The sequence below is a fragment of the Carboxylicivirga mesophila genome, from assembly GCF_018271975.1.
GTDB lineage: Bacteria > Bacteroidota > Bacteroidia > Bacteroidales > Marinilabiliaceae > Carboxylicivirga > Carboxylicivirga mesophila.
Map to the genome: position 1 here is coordinate 52,322 of NZ_JAGUCN010000007.1, position 16,719 is coordinate 69,040.

General features: G+C 41.5%; 9 protein-coding genes. All 9 read left to right on the plus strand.

Going from position 1 to position 16,719, the window contains the following annotated elements:
* The 9 genes from KEM09_RS07775 (at window position 1) to KEM09_RS07815 (ending at window position 16,702) form a co-directional block, all read left to right on the plus strand.
* Window positions 1–1,746, plus strand: coding sequence for a RagB/SusD family nutrient uptake outer membrane protein (locus tag KEM09_RS07775; protein ID WP_212227368.1), 1,746 nt, complete (start codon window positions 1–3; stop codon window positions 1,744–1,746).
* Between the two features lie 26 nt (window positions 1,747–1,772).
* The gene (locus KEM09_RS07780) at window positions 1,773–3,047 is read left to right on the plus strand and encodes a fibronectin type III domain-containing protein (protein ID WP_212227371.1); all 1,275 of its coding nucleotides are present in this window, start codon (window positions 1,773–1,775) and stop codon (window positions 3,045–3,047) included.
* 92 nt (window positions 3,048–3,139) lie between these two features.
* On the plus strand, window positions 3,140–4,642 hold the full coding sequence (locus KEM09_RS07785; RefSeq protein ID WP_212227373.1) for a right-handed parallel beta-helix repeat-containing protein: 1,503 nt from the start codon (window positions 3,140–3,142) through the stop codon (window positions 4,640–4,642).
* 392 nt (window positions 4,643–5,034) lie between these two features.
* A complete protein-coding gene (locus tag KEM09_RS07790) occupies window positions 5,035–6,543 on the plus strand; it encodes a sulfatase family protein (RefSeq protein ID WP_212227375.1) in 1,509 nt (502 codons plus the stop codon).
* A gap of 32 nt (window positions 6,544–6,575) precedes the next feature.
* Window positions 6,576–8,015, plus strand: a complete 1,440-nt coding sequence (locus KEM09_RS07795) for a sulfatase-like hydrolase/transferase (protein WP_212227377.1) — start codon at window positions 6,576–6,578, stop codon at window positions 8,013–8,015.
* Between the two features lie 15 nt (window positions 8,016–8,030).
* Window positions 8,031–10,499 carry a glycoside hydrolase family 2 TIM barrel-domain containing protein gene (locus KEM09_RS07800; protein WP_212227379.1) on the plus strand — a complete coding sequence of 823 codons (2,469 nt, stop codon included), beginning with the start codon at window positions 8,031–8,033 and terminating at the stop codon, window positions 10,497–10,499.
* Window positions 10,500–10,554: 55 nt separating this feature from the next.
* Window positions 10,555–11,952 carry a sulfatase gene (locus tag KEM09_RS07805; RefSeq protein WP_212227380.1) on the plus strand — a complete coding sequence of 466 codons (1,398 nt, stop codon included), beginning with the start codon at window positions 10,555–10,557 and terminating at the stop codon, window positions 11,950–11,952.
* A gap of 157 nt (window positions 11,953–12,109) precedes the next feature.
* The gene (locus KEM09_RS07810) at window positions 12,110–14,704 is read left to right on the plus strand and encodes a GH116 family glycosyl-hydrolase (protein ID WP_212227381.1); all 2,595 of its coding nucleotides are present in this window, start codon (window positions 12,110–12,112) and stop codon (window positions 14,702–14,704) included.
* A gap of 48 nt (window positions 14,705–14,752) precedes the next feature.
* Window positions 14,753–16,702 (plus strand): sialate O-acetylesterase, encoded by a 1,950-nt coding sequence (locus tag KEM09_RS07815; RefSeq protein WP_212227382.1) that lies wholly within the window; start codon window positions 14,753–14,755, stop codon window positions 16,700–16,702.
* The last annotated feature ends 17 nt before the right edge of the window (window positions 16,703–16,719 follow it).

The following is a 16,719-nucleotide window of genomic DNA, read 5'->3' on the forward strand; positions in this document are numbered from 1 at the left end:
ATGATTAGAAATATTATATTATCAATTTTTCTGGTAACACTCTTCACTGGGTGTGATGATTTCCTGGACTACACAGAACACTCGTTTTACGATGATCCGGAAACCATCTTTAGTACCTATAACCGTACCCGACAATTTCTTGCTGATATTTATAGCACTTTGCCATCGGATTATGATTATGACGGCATTAAAAAGGATGAGGCCAATCAGGCTATGCGATCGGCTGCGACAGACGAAGCTGAGTATGTTAAGCAGAATCATGATGTCCAGAAATTCACTAACGGTCAGTGGTCTGCGTTTAACGCTTTGGACAACAACTGGTCTAAATACTATACCGGTATTCGTTCAGTTAACTTATTTTTGGACCAGATTGATGGACGTACCTTCGACGATTACAAGTACAATGAAGATTATGAAGAAGAGCAGGAGCGTTATGACAAGTTTCAATACGAGGCTCGTTTCCTGAGAGCTTTCTTTTACTTCGAATTGGCTAAGCGTTATGGAGATATTCCAATGCCTGATGGTGTCGTAAACGATGTGGACGCAATCAATAACATTCAGCGTTCAAGCTTTGAGGATGTAATTGATTACATTGTTTCGGAATGTGATGCGATTGGAGAAGAACTGCCTGTTACCTGGAGCAACCAGGTATTTGTAGAAACTGGTCGTGTTACAAGGGGTGCTGTATATGCTCTTAAAGCAAGGGCTTTAATATATGCGGCGAGTCCTCTGCATAATACCTCTGGCGATGTGACAAAGTGGGAAGCGGCAGCAACTGCTGCCAATGCTTTTTTGATTAACCCGGATTTTGCATATGGCTTTGATCCGCAATATTACAACAGTAGTGATATGGCAAAGGGTTCATTTAATAACCGTACCAGTGCTGAACTGATTTTCGAAAGAAGGGAAGCCAATTCAAATGCTTTTGAGAAAGCTAATTTCCCAATGGGTTTTGAAGGTGCCAATGGTAATGCCACCTGTCCAAGTCAGAATCTGGTGGATGCCTATCAAACTGCAGATGGTTATGATGTTATTTTAGACAATGGCGTTTGGTCGGCACCGGGTAGTTCAGTATTTGATCCTGCTAATCCGTATGATAACCGTGATCCTCGTTTAAAACAAACGATTATTGTGAATGGTAGTACATGGAAATCAACCACAGTTGAAACATTTACTGATGGAGCCAATGGTTTACCATTAGCCGATGCCACACCTACAGGTTATTATCTGAAAAAATATGTACGTGAGGATATTACAATTGCTGGTAGTAATACAAATACCAAAGAACATGCATGGGTGATTTTCCGCCTGTCGGAGATGTATTTAAACCTGGCAGAAGCTTTAAATGAAGCTTATGGCCCAACAGGTGCACCTGCTGGTTTTGCCATGGATGCAACAACGGCTTTAAACATGGTACGTACACGTGCTGCGGTAGGTTTACCTGCTTTGTCAGGTTTAACACAAGCCGAATTACGTGCAGCAATCATCCGTGAGCGTCAGGTGGAATTAGCATTTGAAGATCACCGATTCTGGGATGTACGTCGTTGGAGATTATTTGATAGTAGTAATTCGGACAATGTGACGGAAGATATTTATGGTATAGATATTACCAACAATGGTGGTACATTAAGCTATAGCAAAAAGTTGGTGGATGATCGCTTGTGGGATGACAAGATGTATCTATACCCGATTCCTTACAATGAAACGACAATTAATACAAACCTTGGACAAAACCCGGGTTGGTAGGATATGAACATTTAAAATTTTTGAATATGATACGCAAAAATATATTTCTTACCCTGCTGACTGCCACAATGGTTTTTGCAGGTTGTGAAGAACAGTATACAATTGGAGATTTTGAAACAGATGTGACGCTAACACCTGGACCACGAACAGATGGTCCAATAGCACCAGCTGCAATTGTGGCTTCGTACGATGACTTTTGTGACAAAGTTGAAATCAACTGGATGCCAACAGTTCGTACAACAGCTTATGATGTTTACAAAGATGGTGAAGTACTAGCTGCAGGATTAACGGATACATTTTATGTTGATACAGAAGCTATGACTGTTGATACCGAGTACACCGTTTATTCTGTAAATGCCAATGGTGATTCTGAAACATCGGCAATGACGGTTGGTAGAATGGCAGCAACACCTGCTGCACCAACCAACTTTCAAGCTACCGACGGAGCGTATGAATCGAAAGTTGATTTATCATGGGATGCTGTTGATTTTGCTCAGCATTACATTGTTAAACGTGGTGATGTGGTATTAAGCGATGCAGTGATTGGTACAACTTTTTCTGATTCAGATAATGCACCTACTGAAGCAACAGATTATAGTTTGATTGCAGTGAGCGTTTGTGGAGAGTCAACGCCAGTAACAACTACTGGCTATTGCGATCCATTAATTGCTTTCCGTTTCCCTGTTAATGAGAATTTTGATGGGTATGCTACAGGAACAAGTCTAAGTGCAATGGTTTTATTTTATCAGGAAATTCAGTATTCTAATCCAGGTCCTGGTTATCTGAATGTTTCTGAAGATGTTTCAGTGAGTGGTGCAAAATGTGCTAAACTGGCATATGATAACCCGGCTAATAATCTAAATCAGGCTGGTGCTGTAACATTTGGTATTACAAACTTCAATCTGCTAGTTGGAGAACGTTACCGTATTTCTTATAAGATTAAATGTCCGTTACAAACCAGGTTGCACATTGCAGTTGATCAAGATGGTGACGGAATGCTTAAAAATCCTGATAAAGATGGATATCTAACACCTTGTTTCATTAAAAATGGTAAGGCACCTCAAGGTATTTTTGTAGGAGGTTCAGACGATTGGAAAACGGTTTCTTACGAATTCCCAGCTACTGGTGTTGGTAATGAAGATGTAGATCCGGACACTTCAGGTTGGACACCAACAACCATTCAGGAAGGTCAGGAAAATCCAATTATAGCGATTAAATATTGGGTTGCTAAAGGGGGTGCTCCAAATGGAGAAAATCCTCCAATCTATATCGATGATTTAAAAATTGAATTGATTAAGTAATGGATTTATTCAATTATAGTTAATTGACATTTGAATGGCAGATCTCAAAAAGATCTGCCATTCTTTTCTTAAACATTTTGACTATTAAGATTATGAAGATTTCATATTATATATCATTATTAGTGATTGCCATTCTTTGTCTTGGTTGTTATACAAAAGATAATGTCAAACAAGCAGAAAAGGCTTTCATTACTTATTATGTTGATGCCAACGCCGGTGATGATTCTAACAGAGGTACCGGACCTGATCAGGCCTTTGCTTCAATTAAAAAAGTCAATTCACTTACCTTATCAGCGGGTACACATGTGCTATTTAAAAGTGGTACGTCTTATAGTGGACAATTAAAACCTAAAGGGCTTGGGAAGGCTGGTAATCCGATTATTATCTCAAAATACGGCGGTGAAGACAGGCCTAAAATAAACGGTGAGGGCAAACATAAAGCAGCCGTGCATCTTTACAATATGGCTTATGTAGAATTGCGTGATCTTGAGATTACCAATAGCGGAGCAGAGCGTGAGAATGGAAGACGAGGAGTAATTGTTGAAGCGGAGAACTGTGGTGAATGCAAACATATCATCCTCGATAACCTTTTTATTCACGATGTAAATGGCAGTTTGGTTAAAAGTAAAGGTGGCGGTTCTGCCATCCTGTGGCGCAACCATGGCGATAAATATCTTACCAAGTTTGATAGCCTCATAATTCAAAATTGCCATTTAAAGGATTGTGCCCGTAACGGGATTAATGCCCGTGGTTATACGCGGCGAGATAATTGGCATCCATCTACCAATGTAATCATTAGAAATAATCTCCTTGAAGGTATCCCTGGCGATGGCATTGTACCTATAGGAACCGATGGCGCGCTAATTGAATATAATGTAATACGCGATTGCCCGGATATACTATCACATGCAGAAGCAGCTGCAGGTATTTGGCCATGGAGTGCTGATAATACTTTAATACAGTTTAATGAAGTATCAGGCCATACTGCCAAATGGGATGGACAAGGTTTTGATTCAGACTGGAATTGCATTAATACGACTATTCAATACAATTACAGTCACGATAATTACGGTGGTTTCCTATTGATTTGTAACAAAGGCAATACGATCAATACCCCATCCAATGTGGGGACGAAGAACACCATTGTACGCTATAATATAAGTGTCAACGATGGCATCCGCCCATATCAGACAGAGCGTCGTGGTTGGTTCTCGCCTTGTATGCACATTTCAGGTCCAGTTGAGAACAATTACATCCACCATAATGTGTTTGTATTCACAAAGAAAGAAAGTGCTGATATTGACCGAACATTTATACAAATGGATAATTGGGGCGGTCCCTGGGCCAATAAAACATTAGTTGCCAATAACCATATGAAATTCATTGAGCCGTATCGTATGTTCTATGGCGAAAGTAAACAAACTTATTGTATCGATAATACTTTTGAAACTAGTATGATGGATTTAAACAGCAGTACTGAAATTCCTTTTTGGGCAAAGGATTACATGAACGATTATGATGAAAATTGGAAAGAGAAGATGATTGAAGTTTTTTTTAAGAATGATGAGGAGATGAAGAGCATTCTAAATAGATAATTAATAATATAATCAGATAAAATATGTGTGATTATCAAGCTATTTTATCTGATTAAGGCTAATATCATTAAATGGTTCATTAGCTGAATCAAAGAAATTAACAAAATGCTGTCGGGTAAACGAGTTGAGATCAAGCGTACTAATCATAGAAGTGGAATGTTTACTTTGCAGGTTGTCACATTAGGTAAGCAACAGTCAAAACGAATTATTGTGTTGTAAATCAATAAAAAGGCCATAAGGCTTATCGAAAAAGGTGCACAAATTAACACTAAAACTAACACAAAACAGTCTTTGCCATATATCAGATAGCCATTGATTAATCTGTGGACATATTTAACATGCTTTATAGCTAGTTTTAAAATTGATAAAATGTCAAATTTTTAGAACCGGAGATGAAGAAACTATCTTTAATCATATTGAGCCTGCTGCTTATTAGTCTTGTTAGAGCTCAGAATACTAAACCCAATATCGTTATCATTTACGTGGATGATTTAGGGTATGGCGACTTAAGCAGCTACGGTGCTACCGAGGTGCAAACACCCAACGTAGATAAATTAGCCAAGGGAGGTGTTATGTTTACGGATGGACACTGCTCGGCTGCTACCTGCACACCATCTCGTTATTCATTGCTAACCGGACGTTATGCTTTCCGGAAGGATGCAGCAGTATTACCCGGTGATGCCCCCTTATTGATTAGTACCGGCAGACCAACTCTGCCAGGTATGCTAAAACAGAACGGTTATCGCACAGCCGTTATTGGTAAATGGCACCTGGGGTTGGGTAATGGAAATGTAGATTGGAATGGCAAGGTGGCTCCGGGCCCGTTTGAAATCGGCTTTGATTACAGCTACCTGATACCATCAACCGGCGACCGTGTGCCGTCTGTTATGCTTGAGAATCATCACGTGGTGGGCCTTGATCCGGAAGATCCCATTGAAATCAATTACAAAAAAAAGGTGGGAACCGACCCTACAGGGATAGAAAATCCTGAATTATTGCGCTATCCTTCAGATCAATTTCATGGTAAAACCATTGTTAATGGAGTAAGCCGTATAGGCTATATGTCAGGAGGAAATGCCGCTCGATTCAAAGATGAAACGGTGCCTTATCAAATGCTTCATAAAGCACGTACGTTTATCGATGACAATCAGGATCAACCTTTTTTTCTATATTTTGCCTTTCACGATATTCATGTTCCTCGCTTACCGGATGCTCGCTTTCTGGGGATTACCAGTATGGGCGTAAGGGGCGATGCCATTGTACAGATGGACTATATCACCGGTGAGTTGGTGAAACATCTGGACAAGCGTGGTCTGAGTGATAATACCATCATTGTTTTCTCAAGCGATAACGGACCGGTGCTTGATGATGGCTATTCCGATGAAGCGGTTGATTTACAGGGAAAACATCAACCGGCAGGTCCATACAGAGGCAATAAATACAGTGCCTATGAAGCTGGTACACGCGTGCCAACCATCGTGTATTGGCCAGGAACCATTGAAGCAAAAGAAAGTGATGCTTTGGTTACTCAGACAGATTTGTATGCATCCTTCGCTGAATTAATCGGACATGAACTAGCAGCCACAGAAGCGCCCGACAGTGAAGCCATGTGGTCAACTTTTACGGGCCAATCGGATAAAGGACGTGATTTTCTACTGGAGGAATCAGTTACTCTTTCTTTGCGTCATGGTCATTACAAGTACATCCATCCAACCAATAAAAAAGCAGCCTGGATAAAAGAAGAAAAAAACATTGAAGCAGGTACATCCACCGAACCTCAATTATTTGATTTATCAAGCGATGTGGGTGAGCAGGTGAATATAGCGGCAAAGAATAAAAAGCTGGTTAAAATGATGCAGGCCGAAATAGCTCGAATTAAAAACAACGAAGTAACACGTTAAGCGTGTTTAAAACTGTATAAAACATCACATCAATGAAGAATCTGCAATTACTATTGTCAATCTTGATACTTAGCCTGCTTGCCTCATGTGGTAGTCAGACACAAACTCAACAAGAAAATAAACGACCCAACATACTTTTATTGCTGGCGGATGATATGGGCTATGGCGAATTGGGTTGCTACGGTCAGGAGAAGATACAAACACCTGTTTTGGATAGTTTGGCGGAACAAGGCATGCGTTTTACCGATTTTTATGCGGGTAACGCAGTCTGTTCGCCATCACGGGCTGTATTGATGACTGGTCAGTCCTCATCCTATAACACCATACGTGGCAATAGCGGATATTATGGTGATGACCAATGGATGCGGGTAGCACTTAAAAATAGCGATGTAACCATGGCCGAGATGCTGCGTGAAGCAGGTTACCAAACCGGATTTGTAGGTAAGTGGCATTTGTGTGCACCTAACGATTTATCAACCTGGGCTTTTAATCGTGGATTTGATTATGCTGTGCAAGAGCAGTGGAGCTCTCGATTTGGGGGAGAACCTTATGACGAGCAGATGCATTGGGTTAATGGGAAGAAAGATTCGATTTATTATCATGTTAATGAGTGGGAATGTAAGGATGATTTCAGAACTAAACTGGCTTTTAACTGGCTGGATACTATCAATACTGATCAACCATTTTTCTTATTTATGTCGTACCGTGCACCGCATGGGCATGAATATACCATTGGTAATAACACCCTTTATCAGGATAAGGACTGGCCGGAAGCAGAGCGCTTACATGCATCTAAAATCACGCTTTTGGACAAGCAGGTTGGACGTATGTTGGCCAAGCTGGAAGAGATGGGAGAACTGGATAATACATTGATAGTATTCACCAGCGATAATGGTGCGCACAAAGAGGGACGGGGTCACAGTCCTCAATTCTTTAAAAGTAATGGCCGGTTTAAAGGTATTAAACGCGATTTGTATGAAGGGGGCATCCGTGTGCCGATGATAGCCTGCTGGAAAGGTAAAATCCAACCCTCCAGCCTATCAGGTCATATTGGAAGTGCGCAGGATTTGATGCCAACATTTGCTGAATTGGCAGGGGCTTCTCTTCCTGAAAGTTCAAATGGTCTTTCACTTCTACCAGTACTAACCGGAAAGGGGCAAACGGAACATGAATTCCTTAATTGGGAAATACAACTGGATGGCTGGTATCGAATCATGCCTACGGGAGGATTCCGTCAGTCGGCTCGTATTGGCAACTGGAAAGGTGTACGCTATGGCATTGATAGCAAGACTGAGTTGTATAATTTGGAGACCGATGCCGAAGAAAAGCACAATGTCGCCAATGAACATCCTGACTTGGTGAAACAAATGGAAGAAGTCTTTAAAAACCGAACAGAAAACCCGGTTTTTCCTAATGGGGGTGTTATACAGGATTATAAACCTTCAGACCGGTATAAATCGACGGATAAATAATAATACAGAAGAATTATGAAGCATTTTATCATTCAACTAATTTTTCTGGGATTGATAAGTACCAGTTGCATGGAGCAGGCAGGAGGACGAAGGGTGGAGTTATTAGATAACAACTGGCAGTTTATCAATGAGGATATTGACGGAGCTGAACTGTTAGATTGTAATACGGATAATTGGGAAATCGTTACGATTCCACACGATTGGGCTATTAAAGGGCCTTTTGATGAAGACATTGATAAGCAAAGTGGAATTATCAGACAGAATAATGAAAAGATAGCCACTCAAAAGACAGGTAGAACAGGGGCTCTGCCACATGTTGGAGTGGGGTGGTATCGCAAGACCTTTACCGTGCCGGACTATACAGCAAGCAAGAGAGTGCTCTTAACCTTTGACGGAGCCATGAGTCAGCCTCAGGTTTTTATTAATGGGAAAAAGGCTGGAGAATGGAAAAATGGTTATAACTATTTCTATTTCGACATCAGTCAATTTGTTCAGGCGGGTGATAATCTCTTAGCTGTGCGATTGGAGAACCAGCCCTATTCATCGCGCTGGTACCCGGGCGCTGGTTTATACCGAAAAGTGCAATTGATTGTAAAAGATGAGGTGTCGTTTAAGCATTGGGGGCATTTTATAACCACGCCACAAGTCTCTAACGAAAGTGCGACCGTCAATATCAGAAGCAACCTGAACGGCAAAGGTGTTTATGTAAAAACGCTTATTAAAGATGCAGACGGAAATATAGTTGCCAGGCATCAATCCGAGGTATCCGATGGTAATGAAGTAGAGCAAACGATAGTGGTGCAGTATCCAGCTATCTGGGATGTGGATACGCCAAACCTTTACTACGCCGAGCTAAACTTATATAAAAATGGTGTGCTGAAGGACCAGGAGACGGTTCGTTTTGGTATCCGTAAAATAGAATACAATGCTGATAAAGGTGGGTTTTTATTGAATGATAAGGTCACCAAATTTAAAGGGGTGTGCTTGCATCATGATTTAGGGCCCTTGGGTGCAGCAGTCAATAAGGCGGCCTTAAAACGCCAATTGACTATCCTGAAAGATATGGGCTGTAATGCCATTCGTTCATCCCATAACATGCCATCACTTGAGCAATTGGAATTATGCGATGAGATGGGCTTCCTGTTTCTGGCAGAGAGTTTTGATGAATGGAAAAAGCCAAAGATGCAAAACGGCTATAACTTGTTTTTTGATGAGTGGGCTGAAAAAGATGTGGTGAACTTGGTGCACGCAACACGCAATCACCCCTGTATTGTAATGTGGAGTGCAGGTAATGAAGTGCCAGACCAATGGGGCAAAGAAGGTGTGGAGCGAGCAAGATGGTTACAGGATATTTTTCATCGCGAAGATCCGACGCGCCCGGTGACGGTGGGGATGGATCAGGTAGAAGCAACCATGAAAAGTGGCTTTGGAGCTGTGATGGATATACCTGGCTTGAATTACCGCGTTCACCTTTATGATGAAGCTTATGAGAAATTTCCACAAGGCATGCTATTGGGTTCTGAAACAGCTTCGACTGTCAGCTCCAGAGGTTTTTACCGCTTTCCGGTAAAACCAATTAAGGACGATTACAATGCCTCTATAGCACAGAAAGAAGCTATTTATGGAGATACCTATCAATGTTCGTCATACGACCTGGAGTATTGTGGCTGGTCTAATTTACCGGAGGATGACTTCGTGTTGCAGGATGATAAGCCTTGGGTAATTGGTGAGTTTGTATGGACAGGGTTTGATTACCTTGGTGAACCAACACCTTTCGACCAGTTTTGGCCATCGCGCAGTTCCTATTTTGGCATTTGCGATTTAGCAGGCATACCCAAAGATCGTTATTATCTATATCGTAGTCGTTGGAATACCGAGGATGAAACCTTACATATCCTACCACATTGGAATTGGGAAGGCCGCGAAGGCGAAACAACACCAGTATTTGTCTATACTAATTATAACAGTGCTGAGCTATTTGTCAATGGTGTTAGTCAGGGTATTCAAACGAAAGGCAAGGGGAAGACTTTGCAACATCGTTATCGTTTAATGTGGATGGATGTGAAATACGAACCGGGAACCATTAAAGTGGTGGCTTTTGATGATAATGGCAAAGTTGTAGCTGAAAAAGAAGTGCATACAGCAGGCAAACCCCATCACATCGAATTAAGTGCAGACAGGAGGAACATTCATGCCGATGGGCAAGACCTTGCCTATGTGACGGTCTCGGTGGTTGATATAGATGGCAATCTGTGTCCGTATGCCAATCATCAATTGGAATTTGAAGTGTCAGGAGCCGGTCAATTTAAAGCCGTTTGTAATGGCGATGCCACCTCATTGGAAATGTTTCATAAGCCAACCATGAAAGCTTTTAATGGTCAGTTGGTAGTGACAGTTCAATCAATGAACGAGACAGGAGATATTCAGCTGAAAGTTAAGAGCGAAGGTCTGAAAACAGCAAGCATTACAATTAAAACGAAATAACAAAGACATACGGAAGAAAGAGATAAGTATAAGAAGATTAATTTAAAACAAAAATATGGTACGCAACAAGTTGTCAATTATCTCCAGTGTCTTCTTACTGGTTTGCCTGAATTTGAATATTAATGCAAAAGGAAAAACAGATAAACCCAACTTCATTATTATTCTGGCTGATGATTTAGGATACGGTGATGTTGGTTTTACTGGCAGTACCCAAATTAGAACGCCAAATATTGATGCGTTAGCCAACGCCGGCGTAACCTTTACGCAGGGCTACGTATCGGCACCTGTTTGCGGACCATCAAGAGCAGGTTTAATGACAGGTCGTAACCAGGTGAATTTTGGTTTTGATAACAACCCAATCGTTGACCTGCCTCAGTTTGATGAAAATTTCGTTGGTTTACCTGTTAACGAAACCACTATTGCCGATCGCTTAGCTGAATTGGGTTATGTCAATGGTTTGATTGGTAAATGGCATTTGGGGGAAGCAGAGCATTTTCATCCCTTAAAGCGAGGTTTTCACGAGTTTTGGGGTTACCTGGGCGGTGGTCACAATTATGTGCCAACGAATCCGAAAGGTGAACCATACCCGTATAAGATTCTGTGCAACTATAAAGAGCCTCAACCCATCACTTATATTACCGATGATAAGGGTGATGAATGTGTGGATTTTATCCGTCGTCATAAAGATGAACCGTTCTTTTTGTATGCTTCGTTTAATGCACCGCATGCACCCATGCAAGCTACTAAAGAAGATTTAAAATTGTATGCACATATAAAAGATGAAAAGCGCCGTACCTACTGTGCCATGACTCATCGTCTGGATGTAAATGTTGGCCGCATCATGAAGGAGCTTAAAAAGCAAAAGATAGATGAGAATACCGTCGTTGTCTTTTTTAGTGACAATGGCGGTCCTTGCCACCATAATGCATCCTTAAATATGCCCTTACGTGGTGCAAAAGGTACCTTGTTAGAAGGTGGTATCCGTGTGCCATTTACGATGACTTGGCCTAAGCACTTAAAGGCAGGTACTGAGTTTAATCATCCTATATCAAGTCTTGATTTAACACCCACTTTTGTTGCTTTAGCCGGTGGTAGCATTGATGCCAAAGCCAAACTGGATGGCGTAAATATCTTCCCGTATGTTAATGGAGAAGAGGCGGGACGTCCGCATGACGAAATGCTCTGGCGTTTCACCATCAGTGCCAGTATTCGTGAAGGAAACTGGAAACTGGTACGATTGCCGGATCGTTTACCAATGCTTTATGATCTGTCAAAAGATATTGCTGAGCAAAACAATGTAGCTGATGAAAACCGGGAGTTAGTTGAATTGATGCTAAAAAAGCTGGGTGATTGGGATATTTCACGTCCACAGGTATTGTACCTGGAAGGAAACAAATGGAGACGTGAGCAGGTGGATTTGTACGACAGGAAATATCAGTTGGTACAGCCGTAGAATCATAAATAGCGCAACATATGCAAGATTGCCAGCTCACTTTGATAAGCATTATCAAAACACAAACAGAGTTGGCAATCTGGCATTGTCTTTTATATAAGCTTTATGATATTGGGGTGACGTCTATGTATGATCTCTGCAATAAAACAATCAAACAATGAAATTATTTAACGCTTTGCTGTTACTCACCTCAATTCTTTGCGTGGTGAATGCATCAGCTCAAACAGAATTATTAAGCAATAAGATAACCCCCTTAAAAAAATACGATAAAGACCACCTATACCGCATCGCTTTGCCAATGGGTGGCATTGGTACAGGAACCGTTTCGTTGGGAGGTACAGGTCAACTGCAAGACTGGGAAGTAATGAACGTACCGGCAAAAGGCTACAGTACCGTTACTACCGGTAATGATGCACCGTTCTTTGCCATTTATACTAAAAAGAAAGATGAGAAGCCGAATACAAAAGCTCTGTTAGGCCCTATTCATTATGCCGATTATCAGCATTACGAAGGACGCTCGGTTGATCACCATGGTTTTCCCCGTTTCTGTGAAGCTTCGTTCGAAACCACTTATCCCTTTGGTATCGTCAATCTGGCGGATAAAACCATGCCGTTGGATGTGAAAATCGTAGGTTATAATCCATTGGTTCCTGCGGACGCTGATGCCTCAGGTATTCCAATGGCAATATTAAAATACGAGGTAACCAACACCAGCAACGCAGAACTAGAAGTAGCTGTTTCTGGTAATATACGCAATTTTATTGGTAAGGATGGAAGCAAGCACAAATCAGACTGGAAAGGTGACTTTATACCAATAGGAGCTAAGGAGAATAAAAATGAATACAAATCGACTAATAAGCTTCAAGGCATTTACATGTATTCCGAGGGCGTGGATAAGGAAGATGCGGCCTGGGGTACTTTTGCCATTTCAACACCTGCAAATGAGGGAATAACTTCTTATCGAACCAGTTCTGTTGAGAATAAATGGTACAACAGTACACTAGATTTATGGGATGATTTTAGTGCCGATGGTCTCTTAACAGAAAAAGAAAAAGCTGCAGATATTGACCCTCTGGCGTCCTTGGCGGTAAAAAAGACCTTAAAAGCCGGAGAAACTAAAACCTTTACCTTTTACCTAAGCTGGCACTTTCCCAATCGTTATGCCTGGTCATCAGAGAAATTGACAAACCATTATGCAACGCAATACGCTGATGCCTGGAACGTAGTAGAAGAAGAGATTGAGCGCTTACCCGAATTAACAGAGCAGACATTGACTTTTGTAAATGCCTTACAAGAAAGTTCTTACCCGGAAGTTATAAAAGAAGCAGCTCTTTTCAACCTTAGTACTTTGCGTTCTCAAACGGTCTTTCGTACAGCCGATGGCTATCTGTTTGGCTGGGAAGGCGTGATGGACCGCTTTGGTTCGTGTATGGGGTCCTGTACACATGTATGGAATTACGAGCAGGCCACTGCCTTTTTATTTAACGATTTGGCCAAAGGCATGCGCGAAGTGGAGTTTAAATATGCCATGAAAAAAAATGGTCATATGGGATTCAGAACCAAATTGCCTTTAAAAGAAGGAGCTTCAGGAATTGATGTGGCGGCTGCCGATGGGCAAATGGGTACTATCATGAAGTTTTATCGCGACTGGCAATTGTCAGGTGATGATAAATTCCTGAATACCTACTGGCCAAAAGTAAAAACGGCTTTAGCCTTTGCCTGGGTAGAGAATGGCTGGGATGGTGATGTGGATGGTGTAATGGAAGGTGTGCAACACAATACCATGGATGTCGAGTATTTTGGTCCTAATCCACAAATGCAAATATGGTACTTGGGAGCATTGAAAGCCGCCGAAAAAATGGCACTTCATCAAGAGGATAAAGCTTTTGCAAAGAAATGTGATAAACTTTATAAATACGGATCAGCCTGGGCGGATGAACACCTGTTTAATGGCGAGTATTATTTCCATAAAATTCAAATTCCTGTCAGCAAAGAGCACATTGCCAAAGGCTTAATGTCTAGTATGGGAAGTAAAGATATAGTGAATCCGGATTTTCAGTTAGAAACAGGTTGTTTGGTTGATCAACTGGTGGGACAATATATGGCGCACGTATTGGGTCTAGGTTACCTGGTGAAAGAAGAGAATGTAAAGACTGCATTAGAAAGCATCCTGAAGTATAACGGGCGGGAAAATATGTTTGAGCATTTCAACAACATGCGTTCGTATGCTATGGGGGATGAAAAAGCCTTATTAATGGCCAGCTGGCCCAATGGAGGACGGCCAACCGTACCTTTCCCCTATTGGGCGGAAGTAATGACTGGTTTTGAATATACGGCTGCCATCGGAATGCTATATGAAGGCATGGAAGAGGAAGGTTTGGAATGCATTAAGAACATCCGTGATCGTTACGATGGACAGAAGAGAAACCCCTTTGATGAAGCCGAATGTGGGCATCATTATGCGCGAGCTATGGCATCGTGGGCAAGCCTGTTGGCCGAAAGTGGATTTCAGTATTCAGCTGTTGACAAGTCATTCAAATTTACCGATAAGCCTGGAAAATATTTTTGGTCGAATGGTTCGGCATGGGGGATGTGTGAAATAACAAAGGAGGGGAAAGATTATAGGGTTACTTTAGAAGTGCTTTATGGCAGCGTTGAGCTGCAGAGTTTCCAGTTGGAGGAATACAAAGTTCACAATTTTAAGTCAGCGAATGTAATCAGTACAAACGAAAAGCTTGAGTTTAATTATTAAACTCAGTGTCTTTGTGCTTCTGTGTTGAAGCCTTTTTAATCTAATGATATGAACAAAGTAATTACAATCCTTATAGCCATCGTATTCAGTAATTTTCCTGGAAAAGCTGATGTGAAGCTGGCTGATGTGTTTTCGGATAACATGGTACTACAGCGGAACCTGCATGTGAACGTTTGGGGCAGTGCTGAGCCTGGTGAAAAAGTGATGCTGAGTTTCAACGGACAAAAGCTGAGAGCAAAAGCTGATAAAACGGGAGAATGGCAAGTGGTTTTAGAGCCAATGAAAGCTGGCGGACCATTTATAATGATCATCAAAGGAAAAAATGAATTGGTTCTCAAAAATATTTTGATTGGCGATGTGTGGGTATGTTCCGGGCAATCCAATATGCAATGGCCGGTGTCAAAATCAATTAATGCAGAAGAGGAGATCAAAGCGGCCAACTACCCAAGTATCCGCTTGTTTGATGTGCCGCGCAGTGTCAGCAATGTTCCTGTTGATTCTATTCCCAATGCCAAATGGAAGGAATGTAGCCCTGAAATGATTAAGAACTTCTCTGCTGTTGGCTATTATTTTGGCAGGGATTTACAAAAGGAGATAGATCTACCCATTGGTCTGATACATACATCCTGGGGTGGTACTTGTGCAGAGACATGGACATCCAGAGCATTCATCACAAAGCTGCCAAAATATGAGGAATTTGGAGAAAGGATTGATAATTATGATGTAAACACGGTAGCTCAAAAATATGAAGATGACCTAAAGAAAGCGTTAGGTGGATTTCCTGAAAAGGAAGTGGGCATGGCCGAACAATGGATGAAGCCCGATACGGACAGAAGCGAATGGTTGAGTATGACTCTACCAACTTTATGGGAAAATGCGGGGTATAATCGCCTGAATGGCCGCGTGTGGTTTAGCTTTGATTGTAGTTTAACAGAACTAGAATTAGACAGCATTGCCCAATTGCATTTGGGACAAATTCATGATTCGGATATTATATGGGTGAATGGTGTAAAAGTGGGAGGAATGAATTGGGCCAACGAAGTTGAACGTGTTTACCCTGTTCCAGTGCAATTATTAAAAACGGGTCAAAACAATATTACAGTTCGTGTAGAAGACAAGTATTACAAAGGCGGTTTTGCCAGTAAGGCTGACAAGATGTTCTTCCAACTTGGGGAAAAGAAAATACCTTTAAGTGGAGACTGGCAATTTAAAGTTGATACTGTTATACCTGATTTTAACCCGTTTCCAAATGATGCTCCTAGCTTGTTGTACAATGCCATGATTCATCCCCTAATTCCTTATGGTATCAAAGGTGTTATCTGGTACCAGGGCGAGTCTAATACACCTCGGGCGAAAGAGTATGCCCTTACTTTTCCAAACATGATTAACAATTGGCGCGCGGATTGGCAACAGGGTGATTTTCCCTTCTTATTTGTGCAGTTGGCTAACTATCAACAAGCTCAAAAGATGGCCAAAGACGATGCCTGGGCTGAACTGCGCGAAAGCCAGACTAAAACACTTGGTGTAAAAAATACAGGTATGGCTGTTGCTATAGATATTGGAGAGGCTCATGATATCCATCCCAAAAACAAGCAGGATGTTGGTCACCGTTTGATGCTATCAGCTCTTAATGTGGCTTATGCTAAGGATGTAGTTTACTCTGGTCCTTTATTTAAATCCATGCAGATAGATGGCGATAAAGCCATTATTAGCTTTGATCATGTCGGTTCAGGTTTGTTGGTGAAGAGCAAGCATGGTTACGTTAACGAGTTTGAAATGGCAGGTGAGGATAAACAATTCCATTGGGCTCAAGCACAAATAGAAGGCAATAAGGTGATTGTCTGGTCCGATAATGTCGACCAACCAGTAGCTGTGCGCTTTGCATGGTCACGCAATCCGTCTAAATTCAACCTATACAATAAAGAGGGCTTACCGGCTTCTCCTTTCAGAACCGATGATTGGGAGGGAGTGACAGATGGTAAGTCGTTTGATGATTGATAGGAGTTTAACTTCAA

Coding starts and splice junctions, on each gene's coding strand:
- KEM09_RS07790 (WP_212227375.1), top strand. CDS start 5,035: ATGAAGAAACTATCTTTAATCATATTGAGCCTGCTGCTTATTAGTCTT.
- KEM09_RS07815 (WP_212227382.1), top strand. CDS start 14,753: ATGAACAAAGTAATTACAATCCTTATAGCCATCGTATTCAGTAATTTT.
- KEM09_RS07810 (WP_212227381.1), top strand. CDS start 12,110: ATGAAATTATTTAACGCTTTGCTGTTACTCACCTCAATTCTTTGCGTG.
- KEM09_RS07795 (WP_212227377.1), top strand. CDS start 6,576: ATGAAGAATCTGCAATTACTATTGTCAATCTTGATACTTAGCCTGCTT.
- KEM09_RS07785 (WP_212227373.1), top strand. CDS start 3,140: ATGAAGATTTCATATTATATATCATTATTAGTGATTGCCATTCTTTGT.
- KEM09_RS07775 (WP_212227368.1), top strand. CDS start 1: ATGATTAGAAATATTATATTATCAATTTTTCTGGTAACACTCTTCACT.
- KEM09_RS07805 (WP_212227380.1), top strand. CDS start 10,555: ATGGTACGCAACAAGTTGTCAATTATCTCCAGTGTCTTCTTACTGGTT.
- KEM09_RS07800 (WP_212227379.1), top strand. CDS start 8,031: ATGAAGCATTTTATCATTCAACTAATTTTTCTGGGATTGATAAGTACC.
- KEM09_RS07780 (WP_212227371.1), top strand. CDS start 1,773: ATGATACGCAAAAATATATTTCTTACCCTGCTGACTGCCACAATGGTT.